Annotated in this window: 15 protein-coding genes; 11 read left to right on the forward strand and 4 right to left on the reverse strand. The window is 62.2% G+C overall.

Annotation, left to right across the window (positions count from 1 at the left end):
• Position 1 precedes the first annotated feature (1 nt).
• The 3 genes from VC212_RS19710 to VC212_RS19720 all read right to left on the reverse strand — a co-directional run bounded on the left by VC212_RS19710 (position 2) and on the right by VC212_RS19720 (position 3,208).
• Positions 2-1,267 (reverse strand): heme biosynthesis HemY N-terminal domain-containing protein, encoded by a 1,266-nt coding sequence (locus VC212_RS19710; RefSeq protein ID WP_323526673.1) that lies wholly within the window; start codon positions 1,265-1,267, stop codon positions 2-4.
• Positions 1,264-2,241, reverse strand: coding sequence for a uroporphyrinogen-III C-methyltransferase (locus VC212_RS19715; RefSeq protein WP_323526674.1), 978 nt, complete (start codon positions 2,239-2,241; stop codon positions 1,264-1,266). Before VC212_RS19715 ends, VC212_RS19710 begins: the two co-directional genes overlap by 4 nt.
• A 103-nt stretch (positions 2,242-2,344) precedes the next feature.
• Positions 2,345-3,208, reverse strand: coding sequence for a uroporphyrinogen-III synthase (locus VC212_RS19720; RefSeq protein ID WP_323526676.1), 864 nt, complete (start codon positions 3,206-3,208; stop codon positions 2,345-2,347).
• 260 nt (positions 3,209-3,468) lie between these two features.
• Here VC212_RS19720 and VC212_RS19725 point away from each other — a divergent pair, with 260 nt between their 5' ends.
• From VC212_RS19725 to VC212_RS19755, 7 genes are all read left to right on the forward strand, one after another.
• On the forward strand, positions 3,469-4,278 hold the full coding sequence (locus tag VC212_RS19725) for a glycosyltransferase family 25 protein (protein ID WP_323526678.1): 810 nt from the start codon (positions 3,469-3,471) through the stop codon (positions 4,276-4,278).
• A gap of 48 nt (positions 4,279-4,326) precedes the next feature.
• Positions 4,327-4,536: a hypothetical protein gene (locus VC212_RS19730; protein WP_323526680.1), complete on the forward strand. Its 210-nt coding sequence runs from the start codon at positions 4,327-4,329 to the stop codon at positions 4,534-4,536.
• Complete coding sequence (locus VC212_RS19735) at positions 4,533-5,003, forward strand: YiiD C-terminal domain-containing protein (RefSeq protein WP_055853726.1); 471 nt, start codon at positions 4,533-4,535, stop codon at positions 5,001-5,003. Before VC212_RS19730 ends, VC212_RS19735 begins: the two co-directional genes overlap by 4 nt.
• 30 nt (positions 5,004-5,033) lie before the next feature.
• Complete coding sequence (locus tag VC212_RS19740) at positions 5,034-5,456, forward strand: hypothetical protein (RefSeq protein WP_055853724.1); 423 nt, start codon at positions 5,034-5,036, stop codon at positions 5,454-5,456.
• 76 nt (positions 5,457-5,532) lie between these two features.
• A complete protein-coding gene (locus tag VC212_RS19745) occupies positions 5,533-5,967 on the forward strand; it encodes a rhodanese-like domain-containing protein (protein ID WP_115526724.1) in 435 nt (144 codons plus the stop codon).
• Positions 5,968-6,076: 109 nt separating this feature from the next.
• Positions 6,077-6,592, forward strand: coding sequence for a protein-export chaperone SecB (gene secB / locus VC212_RS19750; protein WP_055853720.1), 516 nt, complete (start codon positions 6,077-6,079; stop codon positions 6,590-6,592).
• Between the two features lie 15 nt (positions 6,593-6,607).
• On the forward strand, positions 6,608-7,633 hold the full coding sequence (locus VC212_RS19755) for an NAD(P)H-dependent glycerol-3-phosphate dehydrogenase (RefSeq protein ID WP_323526682.1): 1,026 nt from the start codon (positions 6,608-6,610) through the stop codon (positions 7,631-7,633).
• A gap of 283 nt (positions 7,634-7,916) precedes the next feature.
• Here VC212_RS19755 and VC212_RS19760 read toward each other — a convergent pair whose 3' ends face one another.
• On the reverse strand, positions 7,917-8,513 hold the full coding sequence (locus VC212_RS19760; RefSeq protein ID WP_104611926.1) for a diffusible signal factor-reguated Ax21 faimly virulence factor: 597 nt from the start codon (positions 8,511-8,513) through the stop codon (positions 7,917-7,919).
• A gap of 292 nt (positions 8,514-8,805) precedes the next feature.
• On the opposite strand from VC212_RS19760, the gene VC212_RS19765 reads away from it, so the two are divergent.
• The 4 genes from VC212_RS19765 to VC212_RS19780 all read left to right on the forward strand — a co-directional run.
• Positions 8,806-9,366, forward strand: coding sequence for a hypothetical protein (locus VC212_RS19765; RefSeq protein WP_323526684.1), 561 nt, complete (start codon positions 8,806-8,808; stop codon positions 9,364-9,366).
• 3 nt (positions 9,367-9,369) lie between these two features.
• Positions 9,370-9,756 (forward strand): hypothetical protein, encoded by a 387-nt coding sequence (locus tag VC212_RS19770; protein WP_323526686.1) that lies wholly within the window; start codon positions 9,370-9,372, stop codon positions 9,754-9,756.
• A gap of 6 nt (positions 9,757-9,762) precedes the next feature.
• Positions 9,763-10,587, forward strand: coding sequence for a glycosyltransferase family 9 protein (locus tag VC212_RS19775; RefSeq protein ID WP_323526687.1), 825 nt, complete (start codon positions 9,763-9,765; stop codon positions 10,585-10,587).
• Between the two features lie 95 nt (positions 10,588-10,682).
• The coding region (locus tag VC212_RS19780; protein WP_323526688.1) for a LysM domain protein at positions 10,683-20,890 on the forward strand (10,208 nt) is incomplete at its 3' end.

A 20,890-nucleotide genomic window follows, 5' to 3' on the forward strand; every position in this document is an offset into this window, starting at 1 on the left:
ATTACAGAATGCGATCGTCCGGTGCGAGTGGGTCGGCCGCAGGCGCCGGACTTGCTGACACGATCGGCCCGCGCAGCGACTGCTGCGGCATGCCTTCATGCACCGGCTCGCCGCGTGCGGCGCGCAATGCATTGGCGTAGCAATGCTGCGCAGAGAGCAGGTCGCCGGCGGCGGCAAATCCATGGCCCAACTCTTCCCAGGCCTCGCTGCCGGCGCCATTGGCAAGCGCGCGGTGCAGGAACTCTTCGGCCTGCGACCACTGCTGCTGATGGCGTGCCAGCCGCGCCAGCGTCAACAGCAGGCCCGGGCTGTCCGGAGACTGGGTCAGCCAGCGCTGCGCACTGGCCCGACGCGAATCGTATTTTTCCAGCGGCAGCACGCCGTACAGGCGCACCAGCGATTCGTCCCATTGCGTATCCAGCGCCTGTTCCAGGCTGTGTACGGCGGCATCGTCCCAATGCAGCACCGCGGCACGTTGCGCGTATGCACCGACCACGGCCGGGTAGGTGCGCAGCGGCTTGGGCAGTGCCTCCCAGCGCTCGGCCAGCGCATTGGCATCGCCGGCCTGCAACAGGGTCTGTTCGGCCAGTGTGGCCTCCAGCGCGCTGTAAGCCTCCGGTGCCAGCACCGCTTGCTGACGCAAGGCACCGAGCTGGCCGTAGGCTTCATCGGCCCGGCCGATCTGGGTCAGCGCATGCGTGCGCAGCAACAGGCCGCGTGCCGGCAGCGGTTGGGCATTGGCAGCATCGAGCGCGTTGATCGCCTCGACCGGCCGTTGCCGCGCCAGATGTCGCTCACCCTGCAACAGCGCGTACGCGGTGGGATCGCGCTCGGCCAACTGCTGTGCGAGCGCAGTGGCCGATGCCTCGTCGCCGCGTGCATCGGCCACGCGCACCGCGCTGGCGAGCGCAATGCCGCTGACCTCGTCGTCTTCGCTGGCAGTGACCAGCAGGCGCTCGGCGCGTTGCCACTGGCCGTGGTCGGCGGCGCGCAGGCCTTCGATCAGGCGCGCGCGGCCCTTCTTGCGGCGGTACTTGCCCCATACGCGGAACGGCAGGCTGATGAGCGTCCACAGCAGCCAGATCACCAGCAGCGCGATGATTAGGATCAGCACCGCCTGCGGCATTGCGGCGCGGTAGTCGTTGCCACCTACGCTGACCACCACGTTACCCAGGTCGTAGCTGTTCTGATGCGACAACCACTGCGCACCGAGCACGCCCAGTGCCACGGCAACTAACAGGATCAAGACGGTACGCAACACTTTCATTGGGTGGATCTCCCTTCACGCATGGCCTGCAGTTGCAGCAGGGTGGTGCCCAGTTCCGGCAGTCGCGGACGCAGTGGCGCTTGTTGCAGCGTGCGCAGGTGCGCACGCATCTGACGGCGTTGCGGCGAGTCCGGCCACAACCGGGTGGTCCAGGTCTCCACGCGGCGCAGCGATTGTGCAAAGCCTTGCGGATCGCCACGTTCTGCAGCGGCGCGGGCGAGGCTGATTTCGATCTGCAAGGCATCGCTGGCGGCGTTGCGGTCGCCGGCGGTCAGCAAGGCATCGCCACGGCTGGGGCGAATGTCCACCAGCGGTGCGAGCACTTTTTGCCACCACGGCCGCGCCGCTTCGGTGGTTTGTGCGGATTGTTCCGGCAGGCGCTGCAGATCGATGGCCAACCGATCGAGCGCCTGCGCCGCCTGGGCCTGCGGGCCGGCGCCGAGGCGGTCCAGCGCATCGCGCTCCTGCACCAGTGCCTGACGCAGATTGAGATAGCCCGGATCGTCGATCCCGTTGAGTGCGCCGTTGGCCAGCGCGTAGGCGCGACGGGCGCCATCGGCGTCGCCGGCAATGCTCAGCCGCTGCTGTCCGAGCCGCAGCAACAGTTCCACTTCATCCAGCCGCAGCGCCTGTGCGCCATGCCGGTTCGGGTCGGCAAGCTTTTGCACGGTGTCTTCGAGCAAGGCGCTGCGCTGGCTCAGGCCCAGCATTTCATCGCGCAGCACGCGATTGGTGGCGGCCGCATCCTGCAGGCGCTCATTGGCCAGGCGTTGATCGCGGCGCAGTGTTTCCAGCAATTGCTGGGTGCCGTCCCAGCGTTGCTGCTGCGCCTGCGCGGCCTGCAGTTGCGCGTCGTGATAGCTCTGCCACGCACGCCAGCCGAGAAACAGCGCCACGCCCACGGCGGCAATGGCCAGCACAAGCAGCAGCCAGGCCCAGGGAAACCGTCGCGTGGTGGCGGGCATTTCGGTCATTCGGACATCCTCGGGCGGTCACGACCGGCGCAGGCGCCGCAGTCATCTGGCACAGCATGGCGTGCGCCGGCAGAGCGCCGCAAGCTGTGCTTGAGTTCGCAGTTCAGCAAGGTCGCGATGGTGTCACGATCGCTGCAGCGGCAGCGACCAGTTGCTCCGGCAATGGACCTGCCGCGCGGACGACGTTGCAGAAGCCTGCCGTTTGCGCGGCGTCGCACAGACGTTCGCTGGAGGCAACCAGCGGGCGTTGCCGCACCGCCTCGCTCAGCGCGGTGGGCAACTGCTGCAGCACCAGCGTCAGCGCCTCGGCACTGCTCATGGCCAGGACGCTGCGCGGCAGTGCGTCGGTCAAGGCGTGCAGCGCCGACGGGCGCAAGCGCAGCGGCACGCGTTGATACACATCGGCACGCAGGATGCGCGCACCGCGGTGTTCCAGCGCAGGCGCCAACATGCCGCGTCCACCCGGCGCGGTGATCAGGCCGACGCTCTGCAACGGCGCTGCGAACAGCGGCAAGGCGAGCAGGCCTTCGCTGTCCATGCGCGCAGGGCGCACAACCGCGTCGATGCCACAGGCGTGCAGCGCACGCGCGGTGCCTTCGCCCACGCTGACCCACTGCGCCTGCACCGGCCGCTGCAAGGGCCGCAGCTGATGCGCGGCGCGCACGGCTGCCGGGCTGGTGAACACCGCGATGGGCGCCTCCAGCGCGCGCTGCAAGGCGGCGCGCGCCTGCGCGGTGTCGTTGGTCTGCAGGCGCCACGGCGACAGGGCAAGCAGCCGCCCGCCATACCGTGCCACCGCCCGCCGCAATGGCGCGTGCTCGCCGCTGGGACGCAGCGAGAGCAGGGTCCAGGGATCGGCGAGCGGGGGAGGGCGGGTCATCTGGCGATTATGCGAGAGCCATGCCGTCTCGGGGTGGTGCGCGTGCTGCGTTGGCGCGCACGACGATGCAGAGCGGCCAACAAGCACGGCGCGAGCCGCTGTCAGGGGGGGCAGGGCACAGAAACCTTATCGGAGGATTGGGGCGTGCCGATTCCGGGCACCAGCCGCGCCCGTGTGGTGGTCGCGAGCGGTCGTTTTCGTCGCTCACCCTTCTCGCACCTTGCCGGGCCACGCGTGCCCGCTCGGCGGGATACCTGCGTTTATGCGGCCACAACCTCGTACTCGGGGGTGATCCAATCAGCGCGTCCGCTCACGATCCGCCACGACAATCGAGCTGGAGTGGCACCGTGATCAAGTCCTACCTCATCAACATGCAGCGCAGCGGCGATCGCCTGCAGGCCATGGCGGCGCGGTTTCAGGCATTGGGGATCCCGTTCGAGCGCCTCCCCGCCATCGACGGCGCCACGCTCACGCCGGAGCAGATCGCCGACTTCGTGCGTGAGCGCCCGTTGGAAAACTCCGGCGATGCGTTCAGCACCGGCCCGCGCCAATGGACCGCGTCCAACATCGGCTGCTTCCTGAGCCATCAGGCGGCCTGGCGTATCGCGGCCGAGTCCGACGCTGCGTACACCGCCATCTTCGAAGACGACATGCACCTGTCCGATGCGCTGCCAGCGCTGTTGCGCAGCACCGAGTGGCTCCCGTCGGGCAGCAGCATCGTGCGCCTGGAGCCGTCCTACAACCGGATCAAGCTCGATGCCAAGGTCGCCGACATTGCCGGGCGCCAGCTGCGCCTGGTGCGCCCATCGACCTACCAGCATTGCTGGCCGGTGTGCGCCGGCGCGCTGATCATCAGCCGCGAGGCGGCGCGACTGCTGCTGGCCGCCGACGCGCGCTGGCACACCATGGCCGATATCTTTTTGTTCGGCTGGAACGAATCGCCGGTGGCGCAGCAGCTGTCCACCTATCAGCTGTCGCCGGCAGCCTGTATCCAGGACAAGTTCTTCCACGCAGCGCCGGAGCAGATCGTGTTCACCAGCACCATCGATGCGCCGCTGACACGGGCGCAAAAGCAACGCAGCGCGCACTGGAAGGCCAAGGCGACGACGCTGCTGCGCGTGGCGCAGGGCTATCGCAAGGTCGTGTTCGCGCCGTAAAACGGCGATCGCCACCGTGGCGCCATGGGCTGATCGCAGGTCTCGCACTTGCGCGCTCGCACGCCGCAATTGCATGCACAGTCCACAGCGCTTGATGCCGACGTGCTTGCCGGCTTGTTGACGGAAAACCAAGGCGTGCAACAGCCTGATGCTGCACGCGTTCACCATGCGGTACCGCATGTCATCCACATGCACAAGACGCTCGCCGGACATTGCGGCATGATGCCGCCCTTCGTCGTCTGCCAGCCTTTCCAATGACTCCTTCGTGCACGCTCGTCTCCGCCCTGCAGTCGCTGCAGCAGCAGTTCATCGCCATGCCGCCGGTGTTGTCGATGGGCATTGCCGTGGATGGCTTGCACGATGGGGCGCTGCGCCTGCGCGCGCCGTTGCAGGCCAACGTCAACGACAAGGCCAATGCGTTCGGCGGCAGCCTGGCCTCGTTGATGACGCTGGCCAGCTGGGGGTGGCTGACGCTGCAACTGCAATTGGCCGGCCACGAAGCCGACGTGTATGTCGCCGACAGCCAGCTGCGCTATGTCGCGCCGGTGTACGAAGACCTGGTGGCCGATGCCGAGCCCGCCGAATTGGGTGGCTGGGACGCCTTTCTGGCGACCTTCCGTCAGCGCGGCAAGGCCCGTATCGGCATGCGCGCGCAGATCGCGCTGGGCTCGGGCGCAGCGGCGGCCACGTTGAGCGGGCGCTTCGTGGCGTTTCCAAAACGGTAGGATGCTGGCTGGATCAAGGGGGGAATACGTATGCGTGCACTGATGGGAGCAGTCGTCCTGCTGGGGCTGGCGATGCTGAGCGGGGTGGCCACTGCCGGCAGTCGCGCCCAGGGGCGCGCGCTGGAAACCACCCAGGCTGCCTATACGGCGGCGGTGCGCTGGAGCGATTTCGATGCCGCGCAGGGGTTTGTCGAACCGACCTACGCCCAGGCCCATCCGCTCAGCGACCTGGAACGCTCACGCTATGAGCAGGTGCAGATTTCCGGCTACCGCGAGTTGCGCGTGGGCGAAGAGCCCAATGGCGACCTGCGCCGTGAGGTCGAGCTGCGCGTGATCAACCGCAATACCCAGGCCGAACGGCTGGTGCGCAGCATCGAGATCTGGCACTGGAATCCCGAACAAAAGCGCTGGTGGCTGGCCAGCGGCCTGCCCGATCTGTGGAAGGGCCAGTAGCCCGGCTGCTGCCTCGCTGGCCGTCGCGCGTGCCAGCTGTGCGACAATTCCCGCCCGCTCGACTGACCCTGACCCCGTGAATTTCGAAGAGCTGCAGGCCTTTGTCGGCCGCAACCCCATGTTGTCGCTGGCCCTGGTGGGCCTGACCATCGCCCTGATCGTCACCGAGGTTGCGCGCCTGTTCCGCGGGTATCGCGCACTCAAGCCGGCCGAGCTGACCCGTTTGATCAACAGCGAAGACGCGCTGGTGATCGACCTGTCGCCCACCGCCGATTTCGAAAAGGGCCACATCGCCGGCAGCCGCAACGTGGCCCTGGCCAAGTTCGACCCGGCCAGCAAGCTGCTTGCCAACGCCAAGGCATCGCCGGTGGTGGTGGTCTGCCGTAGCGGCAACACCTCTGCAGGTGCGGCCAAGACGCTGAAGAAAGCCGGCTTCGAGAAGGTGTACTGGCTCGAAGGTGGCGTCGCTGCCTGGCAAATGGCCGAATTGCCACTGATCAAGGGCCGCTGATCCGCCTTGTGCGGCAGCTCGCAAGCCCCCATTGCTTGCGTGAGATACTCGCGTTTTCACGTCTGCATCACTCAATGCTGCATCCACCGAACCGCTTTTGGAGTTAGGAATGTCCGACGAAATCCTCAACGGCGCCGCTGCGCCGGCCGACGCCGCTGCTGGCCCCGCTTTCACCATCGAAAAGATTTACGTCAAGGACGTTTCTTTCGAATCGCCGAACGCGCCGGCCGTCTTCAATGACGCCAACCAGCCCGAGCTGCAGCTGAACCTCAATCAGAAGGTCCAGCGCCTCAACGACAACGCCTTCGAAGTCGTGTTGGCCGTGACCCTGACCTGCACCGCCGGTGGCAAGACCGCCTACGTGGCCGAAGTGCAGCAGGCCGGCGTGTTTGGCCTGGTCGGCCTGGAGCCGCAGGCGATCGACGTACTGCTGGGCACGCAGTGCCCGAACATCCTGTTCCCGTACGTGCGCACCCTGGTCAGCGATCTGATCCAGGCCGGCGGCTTCCCGCCGTTCTACCTGCAGCCGATCAACTTCGAAGCCCTGTACGCAGAAACCCTGCGTCAGCGGTCGCAGGGCGAAGGCACCTCGCTGGCCGATTCCGAGCCGGCTGGCAACGCCTAAGCACTGTCTGCGCCGATGAGCGATTCGACCCACAAGATCGCCGTTCTCGGCGCCGGTTCCTGGGGCACGGCCCTGGCCGCGCTTCTCGCCAGACACGGTCACTCGACCGTGCTCTGGGGACGCGATGCGGCGATGGTGGATGCCATCGATCGCACCCACGAGAACGTGCGTTATCTGCCGGGCATTCCGTTGCCGGAGACGTTGCGCGTCACCACCGACCTGCAGGCCGCCATGGCCGATGCAAGCTGGATTCTGGTCGTGGTGCCCTCGCATGCATTCACCGAAACGATTCGTTTGATCGCTCCGTTGCGTCCGGTCAACGCCGGGGTGGCATGGGCGACCAAGGGCTTCGAACCCGGTTCCGGGCGCTTTCTGCATGAAGTGGCGCGCGATCTGCTCGGTCCCAGCGTTGCGCTGGCCGTGGTGACCGGGCCGTCCTTCGCCAAGGAAGTCACCCTCGGCTTGCCTACTGCCGTCACCGTGCACGGCGACGATGCGGCGTTTGCCCAAGTCGTGGCCGATGCGATGCACGGCCCCACCTTCCGCGCCTACACCGGCGATGACATGGTGGGCGCCGAGCTGGGTGGCGCAATGAAAAACGTGCTGGCCGTGGCCACTGGTGTTGCCGACGGCATGCAGCTTGGCCTCAACGCGCGTGCGGGTCTGATCACGCGCGGCTTGAACGAGATGTTGCGCCTGGCTGCAGTGATCGGTGCGCGCCCGGAAACGTTGATGGGGTTGGCCGGGTTGGGCGATCTGGTGCTCACCTGCACCGGCGATCTGTCGCGTAACCGGCGGCTGGGGTTGGCGCTGGGGCGCGGGCAGAGCTTGAACGATGCGATCCGCGAGATCGGCCAGGTGGTCGAGTCGGTGCAGACTGCAGACGAAGTCATGCGCCAGGCCGAACAGCACGGTATCGAGTTGCCAATCTCCAATGCCGTACGCGCGGTGCTGCATGGCGAAATCACACCGGAAGCAGCGTTGAAGGAACTGCTGGCGCGCGAGCGCAAGCCCGAGTATCCGCAGGCGTTGTTCACCTGATCGGGCGGCAATGCGTATCGCGTGATGCAACGAAGACAACAAAAAGCCCGGCACTGCCGGGCTTTTTGTTGGTGCATATCAGACGCATCACTGCTTCGCGGTAACTCGAGTGCGAGGCGACTCCAGTGCTTCGTCCAGAAGCGCTGCGTGCGCACGTGTGCGAAACAACCACGCGACGCTGCGTCGCCATCGACCAATCGCGCAAAAGAAAGAAGCCCGGTCGGGGGACCGGGCTTCCAATGCAACGCGGGAGAGAGAGTCGCGTTGCAGTCAAACGTACGGCTTACCAGCTGAAGCGCGGACCAACCGACCATTCCTTGTTGCCGTCGCCATCCATACGGATGTCGCCGTTGATGCCCCAGTTCTGGTTCAACTTCACCTGGGCGCCAAGGCGGCCGTAGAAGTTGTCGCCGATGTCGATGCCGCGCTTCTTGGAGAAGTCTTCGTAGCCAGCCAGGGCATAGACTTCGAAGTGCTCGCCGAACGCGTTACGCAGACCGGCTTCTACGCTGTAGCCGTCGAAGCTGATGTTCGGGCTGTCCAGGTCCAGCTTGCGGTAAGCAACGCGAGCAACGAAGTCGGTGCTGGTGGCGATCTCGTGGTTGTAACCGACACCGACGCCCCACTGCTGGAAGTCGGAGTTGGAGCTTTCGAACACGCTGTCGTTGTCGTCAGCGTTCTGCTTGCTGTAATCGCCGAACACGTGGAAATTCGGAGCAACGGCGTAAGAAGCCTTCAGGCCCCAACCATCTGCATCGCGACCTTCGGTCGGAGTGCGCACGTAGTCGCCTTCGACAAAATTGTAGGAGAGGTTTTCAGCAGCGGAGGCCGCAAACGGCAGGGCTGCGAGGAGGCCGAGGGCCAGCAGTGAAGTCTTCATGATCAATACCTGTACTTATGGTTTGGGCCGGCGCTGAGGCGAATGCCGTTCGCTGCCGAGATGTAAATTCTCCGTTATTCGATGGAACGCGACATGAATTTTGGACTGAGCAGTGAATGAATCATCGCGCCAGATTCAGCTGCGCTTTCTTGTGGTCAACGCTTGTGCGTATTAGTCGCAATTGAACTGTGATGAAGGTTTGTCTCTCAAACGGCATTCCGCCAGAGCTAAACTCTTTACGCCTTGATGGGATAGGCATACCCAAGACCCATACTTCGACTGCGGGAACATCATGACAAAGCAGGACACAGGCGAACTTCTTGCGCGGGCGGCTCAGTCGATGCTTGACGCCGATGACGCGAAATCTGTCGCGTTGCTCAACATGCTGCTTGATCAAGCCCCCAACTGCGCTGAGGCGCATTACCTGTTGGGCGCGCAGCACGCGCAGTCAGGGGAGATGACTCTCGCTGAACAAGCATTCAAGCATGCGTTGCAATTGTCTCCAGAGTTGATCATGGCGCGTTTTCAGTTGGGTCAGCTGCTGCTTGTCACTTCACGCAACAGCGAGGCAATTCAAACGCTTCTGCCGCTATCGGAGTTCACCGATAACGCGATCGGCAGTTACGCCGATGGCCTGATCTCCATTGCAAATCAGCAGGTCGCTCTGGCGATCTCACAGTTGCGGACGGGATTGGCAAGGGAGCAGCCGCTCGCTGCTCTGCAAGCGGATATGCAGGCCTTGGTGATCAAATTGTCCGATGACGGGCACGCACCTGAGCCCTTGCAGTCGGATGTCGGTGATTCGCTAGCCGGTGCATCCATGCTGCTGTCCAACTACAGCCGCTACAACTGATACATGGAGCTAGGTTCTCTCTCGCCCACTGCCGCACTGATCGCTGCGATCCGTGGCGATACGGTGCGTGGGCGCGGGAGGGTCGCTTCTGTTGGTTCAGCCACTCGCAGTGCAGAAGTGGCCGGTGCCAGTCATGCCAAGACGACCGCGCAGCTGGAACGACAACTCGTTGAACTCGTGCGTGAGGTTCCCAGTGATGACTTGGCGGCGGTGCGTCGCGTGCGGCCCATTCTGATACGGCAGGTGTTGCTATGGGAATTTGGGCAAACCTTCCGTGAGCATCCGGAGTGGAGCGCTATCCTGCAGCGGATCGAAGCGGCACTGCATGCGGCTGATCCGGATGCCCAGCAGTTTGCCGGCTTGGTTCGCTCGTTGCAGCGTAAGGGGTGAGGTGGCATGAATGACCGCGCTGCCGCCGGACCGCCCCTTGCGCGAGAGTCGTCTGATGCCATTGTCTTCCCGATGGAGGGTGCGCACACCGGTGACTTATTGATGGCACTCCCGGCAATTGGTGCTGCGCTCCAGCAATCACCCGTCGCGGTCGTCGGGCTGCGCCCGACCTACTACCGCGCGCTGCGACGACTGCCGATTCAATTTCGGTTTCACGTTGATGGCGGCCGCGTACTCAAGCCACATTGGCGAGCGAACGTACATCCCACCAACGTCTGGCTTCAAAGCCTGTCCGAGGATGCAAAGCCCGTCAGGATGGACATTCCTACCGATGATGGGCCGTGGATCTCGCATCTGATGCCGGGAGGGCCGTGGGTCATGTTGAGCCCTTGGGCGGACTTTGCACCGAAGCGCTGGGCCCCCGAGCGCTGGCGTGCCCTTGCGGGCTACATCGCAGATAGCGGGTTTTCCGTTGCGGTATCTGGTCCGCCTCAGTCGCAGGCATTGGCTGATTACATTGCAGGCGATTCGCACGCCAATCTGGTGGGGATGGACACGCCGGAGAATTGGCCGGCCTTGCTTCGACGTCCCGGACTCGTGGTGACCGTAGACAGTGGTCAGCTGTATTTCTGCGACGCAATGCGTGTGCCTGTCATCGGATTGCATGGTCGAACCCGACTGAGCGAGGCCGGTCCTTACTGGGACAATAGTTTGTGCGTGGAGGCCAATGGAATGGACGCCGTGTCGCTCGATGCGGTCGTCGCGTCCTTCGAGCGCTGGGCGGCGGGCATGAATGGGTCTTCGCCGTTGCCTCAGCGATTACAAGGATAAATCGGCACCAGCCCTAAACTTATTTCTGTGCCCCGGGATTGTATGGGAGTAACGGCGGAAGAACGCCGACCGACAATCCATTAGGAGCTAAGGGCATGGTGGCAGTGTTTACGGGCAATGGGCTGGGGCTGTTCGATAGCTCTCTGGCTGCCCTCGGGGCGACAACCGGTGGTACCGCCTCGCTAGGTCAAGGACGCGACCGTCAATACGTCAACGTGGCGCAGGGCAACCTGGTACTCCAGGCCGCTGACGAACACTTGAACTTCCGCGGCCTGTCGGTCGGATTAAACCGCACCTATAACAGCCTGGGGCAGTTGTCGGATGTCGGAGCCGACGGCTGGCTGACAGGGTTCGAACGCAAGGTCAGTCTAGTCGGTACGCTCAATACCGCCGGCTCGCGTGTGCGCTTGCAACAAGGTGACGGCAGCACTAGCGAATTCCAGTACAACACCGCTACCGGCGGCTACCTCTCCACCGCCGGCGCAGGTGCCCACGACACCCTGTCCTGGGATGCCGAGTCCAAGACCTGGACCCTGACAGAGGGCAGTACGCGTCGCCAGGAAGTTTTCGCCGATCATGCCGATGCAATCGCACAAGGGCGACTACTTCGCATCATTGGCGGAACGACGGACGGAGGTGCGTCCGCAGCGTTCGACGTGATCTACAACGTCGATGGTCGCGTTGGCGCAGTCGTCCAGGCCGACGGCAGCAGCAGTGGCGATGCAATCGTGTTCTCCTACGATGCGCAGGGCCGGCTCGCCTCGGTCGGCACACGCCAGATAGGCGTTATCCAGCACCAGATTGCCTATGAATACGACGCCCAGGGGCGGTTGACCGCCGTGGTCACTGATCTCACCCCCGAGGACGACACAGACAACGTCTGGAATACTGCTGACCGCGCGGCCAATGATGGCCTGCTCTTTCGTACCGAATACAGCTACGTCGACGCGACCAGTTTGCGTATCGCGTCGGTGCGTCAGAGTGATGGCACCGTTACCCGCTACGGCTATCAGAGCGATGGTCGCCTCGCCAGCGTCGCATATGGCGAAGGAGCGCAAGCGCAGACATACACGTTTGCGTACGTGGCTAACCCGCGGCAGACCGATGTAACCGATGCGGCTGGTCGCACGTGGAGCTATCGGTTCGACACCGCAGGCCAATTGCTGGAAGTTCTCGCCCCGCCGATCAGCGGTCAGCGCGATGTGACCAGTTACACCTATGACGCTGCGGGCAACCTGCTCTCGACCACGCAAGCGCGCGGTAGCGTAGTACTGAGTCAGCTCACCTATGTTTACGATGGCAGCGGCAATCTGCTCCGTCAGACCAACAAGGCAGGTGAGGTCACCGTTCGCGCGTATTCAGCGCAAAACCAGTTGCTTTCCGAAACCCGCTATCTCGCCGGGACTACCAATTTCAGTACGGCAGAGCCTCCGGTAGCGGGCGCGCTACGGACACGCTACGTCTACGACAGCCAGAATCGCCTGCGTTATGTCGTCGATGCCGAAGGCCGTGTGAGCGCATTGGAGTATGCGAGCAGCGGCACAGGCGTCGGCCAGTTGGCCAACACGCGCAGTTTTGCGAATGCAGGCTACGCCGGCACGACCTATACCGAAGCTGCCTTGCAGTCCTGGTCTGCGCCGTTACTGGCAGACAGTTCGCTGGTCGAATACAGCTACGACCCCAATGGACGTCTTGCCTTGACGATTGCCTTCGCGCAAGTCGACGCCAGCGGTGCGGGCGTGCGCGATCAGTCTACGCTCACGACAGTGTCGACCTACGACGGGCAGGGGTTGCTGTTGCGCAAGGCCACCGTGCGCGGCACCGTCGAAGCGCCGGTGCTGAGCGAGATCGTGGACTATTCCTACGATGGCATGGGCCGCTTGCTGGGCGTTGTGCAGAGCCCTGGGGCGGGCGCTGGCTCGCCTGCTCCGATTGACCCTGTAGACCCTGTAGACCCTGTCGATCCCACGGATCCCACAGACCCAGTTGATCCCACAGATCCTACAGATCCTACAGATCCTACAGATCCAGTCGATCCGCCAGTCGCCCCGCCGCCAACCCGCACAACCACGTACCAGTATCTGGATAGCGTGGGACGCATCGCTATCACGCAGACTGCGGGCGCCACGCAGATCCAGGTGCGAGACAGCGCTGGGCGGACCACGACGACGACGTTGGAAGACCCCACGGCCGTTGGCTCCGCCCGCACGCAACGCTACGTCTATGACGCTGCAGGCCTGCTGCGCGCATCCGAAGACGCATTGGGTGGGCGCGTCTATCAGTTCTACGACGAAAAGGGCCGACTAGCGGCGCAGGTCGATGCCACGGGTACTGTCATCGGCTACAGCTACGACGGCGCAGATCGAGTAATCGCCACCACGACGTATGCAAATCGCGTCACGACCGCCAACTGGCTGGTAGACGGAGCAGTGGTCCCCACCCTGGTCTCGCAGATCGGGCTGCAGACAGACAGCGCCAACGATCGTGTCACCCGACGTAGCTACGACGACGCCGGCCGGGTACTGACCGAAACCAGTGCAGTCGGTACGGTGACTCGCTATGCGTACGATGGCGCCGGGCGCCTGATCACCGCCACTATCGGCACTGGGGCCACTGCACGGGTCACACGTAACTTTTACGATGGCTCGGGCCTGCTCACAGCGACCCTGGATGCAGAAGGCTTCCTGGTCGAACGCGGCTACGACAAGGCTGGCCGGCTGATCCGCACCACGGCCTACGCAACCGCGACCACATCCACGCTGCGGGCAGTCGGTACGCTGCAGCAGCTGCGTCCAGCTGCGGCAGACGCGGACCAAACCACGCGCTTGTTCTACGACCGGCGCGGCAATCTGGTCGGCCAGCTCGATCCGGAAGGCTACGTCACCGAATACGTGTTCGACGAGGATGGCAACAGCCGTGCCACCTTGTCGTACTACAAGCAAGTTGCCGCATCGGCACGCGAAGGCGACTGGGCGAGCATTCGCCAGCAGGTTGCTGCGGTGGCCGACGAATCCGCCTACCGCCAGCAGCGCCGTCAGTTCAATGGATTGGGTCAGCTGGAAACAGAGGTTTCCACCAGTGGATTGGTGACGCGTTACGTCTACGACTCCGCTGGACGAATGATCCATCGCGTCAGCGAAGATCGTTACGTAGATCAATGGGGCGAGAATTCCGTTGCGCGGGAGAACACCCGTTTTTACAACACCTTCGGCGAGTTGGTTGCCGAGTTGGATGGCGCCGGTTCGGAGGAAGTGCGCTGGGCCGAAAGCAACGAAGAGCGGCAGGCGCTGATCGCCCGCTACGCGACGCGCTACGAATACGACGCGTTGGGGCGCATGATTCGCAGTACGAACCCCAATGGAGTGGCGACCTGGTTCATCCATGACGCCGAAGGGCGTCTACGCTACAGCGCGCAGGGCATGTCCAGCGCGGAAGGCGTCAAGAACGCGCAAGCTGAAGTCACCGAATGGCGTTATAACGTCTTTGGTGACCAGACCGAGCAGATCCGTTACGTCGGCCGTTTGCAGCTGGCGGTGCCCGATAGCCGTCAGAGCCTGCAGGACGCGCTTGGCACCTTGTCTTTCATAGCCGCAAACGACGCACGCCAGCAATTCACCTACAACGCGAACGGGCAGGTGATAACTGCCACCGATACGCTCGGCGTTCGTAGACTGCAGACGTATAACGTGTTCGGTGAGGTCGAACGACTCGAACGTGCCGCCGGTACGCAACGCGGCACGGTCACGACCTACAGCTACGATCGTCGCGGCTTGCAGTTGCAGACCGTACAGGACGCAGGGACACGACGGCTCAATCTGACTCAGAGCGTTCGCTACGATGCTTTCGGGCGCACGGTCAGCCAGACCGATACACGCGGGGGCGTCAGCACGTTTGCCTACGACAACAACGGACGGCTCATTCAAACTTCGCGCCGTGTGGAAGGGCGCGACGAGACCACGGCCACCCGTTATGACGCATTCGCACGTGCGTTGGAAATCAGCGACGCAACCGGAAATACCACACGTTTCAGCTACGACGATGCGGAGTTGGAAGTAAAAACAACTTCCACATTGGGTGTGGTGACTCGATCGCGTTACACCAAGTTCGGTGAGCTGCGGCAAGTAGAAGGAGCCAAGCCGGCGAGTTACGAATACGACGCAAACGGCAGGCTAGTGTTCTGGAGAGACGGTGCAGTCAACAAGAACCGCCAGTATGACGATGCTGGGCGACTTATCTCCAGCAATGAAACTGGGCAACTCTTCAACTACGTCTATGACGATGCTGGCAGACAGACCGCGAGCATCGAACCGAACTGGGGCTACAATCCAGAGACAGGCGCTTACGAGATCCTGGCGAGTAGTCCTTCCACCCGCTACACCTACGATGCGCTTGGGCGCCAGCTGCGCGTGGTGGATGCCAGGGGAACGGTCACCGATTTCCGCTACGACCTTTCAGGTCAATTGCTGGAATCGATCGTCGATCCGGGTGGTCTTGCGATCAAGACCACCTACGCGTGGGACGAACTCGGCCGGCAGATCTCCATCGTCGAGGCTGCAGGCACGACCGCGGCACGGACCACCTTGTATACCTACGACGCCGCCGGCAGACGCGTTAGAGAGGTTGTCGACCCGACCAAGCTCGCGTTGACGACGACCTATACCTACGATGCCAACAGCAATCTTGTCGCACGTCAGGACGCCAGCGGCAGCCTGACGCGCTACACCTACGACGAAGCCAATCGGTTGCGATTCCAGATCGATGGTGTCGGCGCTGTCACCGAGAGCCGCTACGATGTGGCGGGCCGCATCGTGGCAACCCGGACGTATGTTGCGCCGATCGCGTTGAGCAGCACGACACTGCAGGCGACAAGCGCACAACTGCAGGCGCTTGTTGTACGTAACGATGCGCTGGACCAGCAGCAATACATGGTCTTCAATGCGGCCGGGCAAGTTTCGCTCACGATCGATGGCGCAGGTGCTGCCACCTCGTACACCTATGATGCGAAGGGTCGCCAGGTTAAAACGACTCGGCATGCACTGCCGATAGTCCTTGATGGGAGCACAAGGCTGGCACTCGAGCGAGGCGAGTCGAGCCTGGACGCGCTGCCGGTGGATATGGATGAAAGTCGAGACCTTGTACAGTGGAAGGCCTATTATCTCAGCGGTGCACTTGCTGCGACAGTGGATGGGTCTGGTGTCGTTACAGAATTCTTCTACAACTCTTCTGGGCTTCTTTCTGGCCGCAGAGATTATTCACAGAGAATAGATCTGGATCAGTATAGAAGTGATAATTGGGATCAAAACGTACGACAAAGGCTGGATGCTGGTAATTTTGAAGCCGATGATTTAAGTTGGCTGCAGAAGCTCGGTATTGCGAATTCACAGGATTACGACTATCGCGAAGTTGGCTATATTCGCGATGGAGCTGGTCGCGTCACTTATGAGCTCCAGACGATTAGTGAATATCGATTTGGTTATCGAGACAATGGAAGGATTTCGGTAAAGTCTTATTCTTATACGGCTACAGGCGAGCTATCGTCTGAAACTGTTTATGGTATAGGCATCCAGTCCCCAGGCGAGCTTGGCAGGCTTGGATTAAGCGTCGTGCAGCTGCTGGAAAGAGAGCTGGCCGAGCTCAGGCCATCAGAAAACCGAGATAGCCTGATCCGTCGTCGCGACTATTACTACGACGCGGCAGGCAGGCAACGCTTTGCCATCGACGCCGGTGGTGCGGTCACTGAGCAAAAGTACGATGCGATGGGGCGCGTGATCGACAAGCGCAGCTATGCAACCTTGCTGGCTACCGCGCCGGCCACGTTGGCTGAGGTCGAGGCCGGCGTCGCCAATGCCACTAACTATCAAGGTGGATCGTTCCGCTACGATGCTGCTGGCCGTGTGATCTCACAAGCTGATCGCTTGGGCAAGGTCGAGTTCTTCAGTTATGACGGCGCAGGGCGTGTGATTCGTCACCAGGATCGCAATGGCGCGGCATGGAACTACACCTACGACGCTGCCGGCAACAAGACTGCCCAATTCAGCCCCTCGGTCGCAGTCGCTACGACTGATGCATCCGGAACTGTGACCAGCGTGCAGCGTAGCCTCGTCACGCGGTACACCTACGATGCGCAGGGCAATGTCACCTCGATGATCGAGGATGCCGATGGTGGCCACCCGCGTGTCACGCGCTACGAGTACGACAATCGCGGCCATCAGGTCCGCACTATCTTCCCGGATGCAGGTCGTTTGAATGCCAATGGTGAACTGGTGGCGTCTGGCGATAGTGCCACCGTCGAGATTACCTATGATGCCTTCGGCAATGCGGTCATGCAGAAGGATGTTCGTGGAAGATACAGTTATAAGTCCTACGACACGCAGGGGAGGCTGGCCTACGATGTAGATTCGGAAGGCTATGTCATTAGCTACGGATACAATGCTTTCGGAGATCAATCGCGACTCACGCGTCATGCCTACAAGGCAGACATATCGACCGATATGCCGGACCCAAATCCGGAATCCATTGGCCGTTATCTGCACTGGATGAATTCAAGCGACGATCGCACGATTTATACGTTCTATGATCGGGCCGGCCGTAAATCAAGCGTCGGCACGATTCCTGTTGTACAGCCAACACTGACAAGAGCATCCGGTGAAGTGCAGGCCACGTTCTGGGGTCAGGAGCCTGTCGAGGAGGATCTGAATTGGAACGCGACGTCACGCACGACGTTCTATTACGATGCTTTTGGGAATCTTAAGAGAGAAGCTGTTCTGCTGGATCGGGATCACTGGGGCCGCTATACCGACCTCGGCTACGGCACCTATGCGATGACGTACCACGTGTACGACGACAATGGCCGTGAAGTAATGAGGACGGATCCGGAAGGCTACGTCACGACCTACGAGTACACGGCGACGGGTCAACTTGCCAAGCAGACGGAGTATGCCAATCCGATAATCGAGGCCGACCCTGAAGATCTGAGTGGAGTCCAGCTTTCGGACAGAGATCGCAGTACGACTTATGTCTACGACGCTTTGGGACGCAAGACGTCCGAGACGGTGACGCGCCGCGCACAGGATAGATTCGGTGCCGCAAGTGTCGGTCCGCTTACCAACACCTACATCTACGACGCCGAAGGTCGTTTAACCCAATCGCGCATTAGTAACCAGACCGTCAACATGGCTTACGATGCGCTCGGTCGCATGGTAGCCACACGTGAAGGCGACCGTGCTGTCGTAAGCGCCGCTGCGACGGGCTTGCTGGCGAGCGGTGATTTCGCCGGGATCGACGATGCCAAGTTGTATCAGACGGTCGTTCCCACCACGACCATGCGCTATGACGCGTTCGGCAACCTGGTCGAGCAATCAAGTGGCGCCGACGGTACAAATTGGGTCACCCAAACCTTCCGCTACGATTGGCAGGGCCGCAATGTCTGGCAGCGCGATGTGCTCGGCAACGAGCTGACGCGTACGTTCGATGCAGCCGACCGTGTTCTGGAAGAGCGACGCAAGGTCAACTATGCAACGTTCTCGCAGTCCGAGAGCGGCAAGTTTAGTTACACCTGGAAGGCGGCGGCCGAGCTTGGCGAGTGGGCATGGTTCAGCACGCGCTACAGTTATGACCACATCGGTCGCCAGTTAGGCAAACAGTCATTCCGCGAGAGCTTCGCCAACAACCAAAGCATGGGCGAGGTAGTCGAGGCCAGCGAGCGCGTGATCTACAACGCGTTTGGCGAGATCGAGGTTAAAGATACCCTTACGACCGGCGCCGAGGTGGATCAAACGATCCACTACCAATACGATAACCACGGCAACGTTATTCGGACGAATGCCGACGGCATAGAGCGAAACTTTACTTACGACTCTGGCAATCGCCAGATCTCCGAGTCGCATCAGGTTGGTGGCTCCAACGGCGAGTCCTGGAATGGCTGGTATGTACAGAACTCGCTTGAGCTTGATCTCCTTGGCCGAGTGGTCAGGCGCACGCGTATGGCGTATGGCCAGGACGGCAACGCGACTGACACGGTTACGCAGCACACTTACGACCGCTGGGGCAACCAGACCTGGGTAAGGGATCCCAAGGGCAATGAAACTTCATTTGCATACAACGACGCCAATCAGCTGATCTCGCAGACTGCACCGGAGGTCAAGGTGGTTTCTGCCAGCGGCGTGACCACGTTTGAGCGCCCGGTGATGCGCTGGTTCTACGACGCTATGGGCCAGCTGGTGGGAACGCGGGATGCCAACGGCAACGGCCGTCGTTATGCCTACGACATCCGCGGCCGGATGACGAGTGAAGAAGATGCCACCGGCGGCATCAAGCGTTATCGCTACGACGCGCTGGGTCGCCAGACGTTGTCGTCCGACGCAGATGGCACCCTGACGCTCAAGCAGGTGGATGCTGCGGGCCGGGTGGTATCGGTGTGGGCAGACAATGGCAATAAAGCCGATGGCAGCCGCAGCTGGCAGGAGATGGAGCGTTATGTACTGGACCAGGACGGCAATCGCCTGGTCAGCATCGACAGCAATGGCAAGGTCGCCAAGGCCTCCTACGATAGTCAGGGCCGGATGATCCGCTCGGAGAGCGCTACCGGCGTGGTGATGGAATACGCCTACGACTTGCGCGGCAACAAGATTCTGGAGCGCAACGCACTTGCACGCGCTAATCGTGAGACCGGCCAAGAGGGTTGGGACTGGAAGATCGATCGTGATGGCCAGCAGGTCTACGTCGATGAGAAGACCTGGGAGTACGACGCGTTCAATCGCGTCATCGACCACAATGATCTGAGCGGGCTGGATTACGACTATACGTACGATTGGAACTCGGGCCAGCTACTGTCGGTGTCGATCAGCGATAGGCCAAGAGAGTTTTTTAGGGCAGCAGGCGGCTCTGCGCAGATGGAACAGGAACCTGAGTTTCCCGGTGATCCCGGTGAGCCGGAACCACCTGCGCCCAATTACATAGAAAGCCAGCGCAGCTACTTCTACAACGCTGACGGTCTTGTTGCACGTGTCGAAGAGCCAAGCACCTCTCGCGACCCTGCCACCGGTATGCGAAGGGTCAATGCCACCCGTTACGAATACGACGCTAACGGCAACCGCACGCTGGAAGAAACTACCAGCTACGACGCCAACAATCAGTTGTTGCAGGTCTCCACACGCACCAGCTACGACGCGCACAATCGCATCGAGCGTGTGACCCAGGACGATCTGGTTGCGCAGCGCCGTCTGCTGGACGTGCGCTATTCCTACGATGCGGTGGGCAACCGCCGCTTGGTCGAAATGGGCAGTGCCTTCAATCCAGCGGGCGAGCAGCCGTCCAATGCGAGCTTCGAGGATGGCAATCGCGGCTGGACGTCAGGCGAAGGCTGGGTCATCAGCCAGCGGGGCGTTGGCGGTGCCGCAACCACCGGTACGTGGGGTGCCGAGTTCAAGGGCTCCAACAAGGGACCGCAAAGCATCACCAATAACAAGCGGGTTGAAGTAACGGCGGGTCGGACGATTACTGCCAGCGCGATGGTCCAGCAAGGTGCTTCAAGTGCTGGCGCCGCAACGGCACGCGTGTTGGTGATCTGGTACGACGCTGCGGGCAACATGCTGCCAGGCGGTGAGGGCAAATCGTGGAGCTCCGGAAACCTCATCAGTAGTGGCTCAGATGGCGGGTGGGGCAAATCGCAGGTGACCACGACCGTGCCGCCGGGCGCAGTCTCCATGTCCATCGGCGGCAGCGCCAACAAACGCGTCAACGCCAATTCGCTATGGATGGACGATTTCCAGTGGACCATCGGTCCTATCCCCAACCCGGCGCCGGTCAATGCCGGCATGGAGCAGGGCAGCACCAACTGGGACCTGGGCGAAGGCTGGACGATTGGTCGGGAAGGCTCTAACGGCGATGCTTTTACCGGCACCTTCAGCGCGCAGTTCAATGGTTCCAACAGCGGCCCCAAGAGCATCACCAACCAGCAGCGCGTGCCGGTCGTGCCGGGCAAGAGCGTCACTGCCAGCGTGATGGTGCAGCAAGGCGCCTCCGATGCCGGCGATGCCTCCGCGCAAGTGCTGATCGTGTGGTACGACGCCGCCGGCAACATGCTGCCGGGTGGCCTGGGCTCGTCCTGGTCGTCGGGCAATGTGGTGGACAGCGGTTCCGGTGGTGCCTGGCACAAGTCCTCGGTCACCGCCACGGTACCGCCGGGTGCGGCCTTCATGACCATCGGTGCCAGTGCCAACAAGCGCGCGGGTGGCGATCCGTTGTGGGTGGACGACTTCCAGTGGACCTATACGCCGGTCGAACCCGGCATCAGGGAGCTGCC

This window comes from Xanthomonas sp. WHRI 8932A (genome assembly GCF_035012785.1).
GTDB lineage: Bacteria > Pseudomonadota > Gammaproteobacteria > Xanthomonadales > Xanthomonadaceae > Xanthomonas.

Bases quoted from the DNA above. Each gene is read 5' to 3' on its own strand.
- VC212_RS19710 (WP_323526673.1), bottom strand. From the start codon at position 1,267: ATGAAAGTGTTGCGTACCGTCTTGATCCTGTTAGTTGCCGTGGCACTG.
- VC212_RS19715 (WP_323526674.1), bottom strand. From the start codon at position 2,241: ATGACCGAAATGCCCGCCACCACGCGACGGTTTCCCTGGGCCTGGCTG.
- VC212_RS19735 (WP_055853726.1), top strand. From the start codon at position 4,533: ATGACTCCTTCGTGCACGCTCGTCTCCGCCCTGCAGTCGCTGCAGCAG.
- VC212_RS19740 (WP_055853724.1), top strand. From the start codon at position 5,034: ATGCGTGCACTGATGGGAGCAGTCGTCCTGCTGGGGCTGGCGATGCTG.
- secB (WP_055853720.1), top strand. From the start codon at position 6,077: ATGTCCGACGAAATCCTCAACGGCGCCGCTGCGCCGGCCGACGCCGCT.
- VC212_RS19755 (WP_323526682.1), top strand. From the start codon at position 6,608: ATGAGCGATTCGACCCACAAGATCGCCGTTCTCGGCGCCGGTTCCTGG.
- VC212_RS19760 (WP_104611926.1), bottom strand. From the start codon at position 8,513: ATGAAGACTTCACTGCTGGCCCTCGGCCTCCTCGCAGCCCTGCCGTTT.
- VC212_RS19765 (WP_323526684.1), top strand. From the start codon at position 8,806: ATGACAAAGCAGGACACAGGCGAACTTCTTGCGCGGGCGGCTCAGTCG.
- VC212_RS19770 (WP_323526686.1), top strand. From the start codon at position 9,370: ATGGAGCTAGGTTCTCTCTCGCCCACTGCCGCACTGATCGCTGCGATC.
- VC212_RS19775 (WP_323526687.1), top strand. From the start codon at position 9,763: ATGAATGACCGCGCTGCCGCCGGACCGCCCCTTGCGCGAGAGTCGTCT.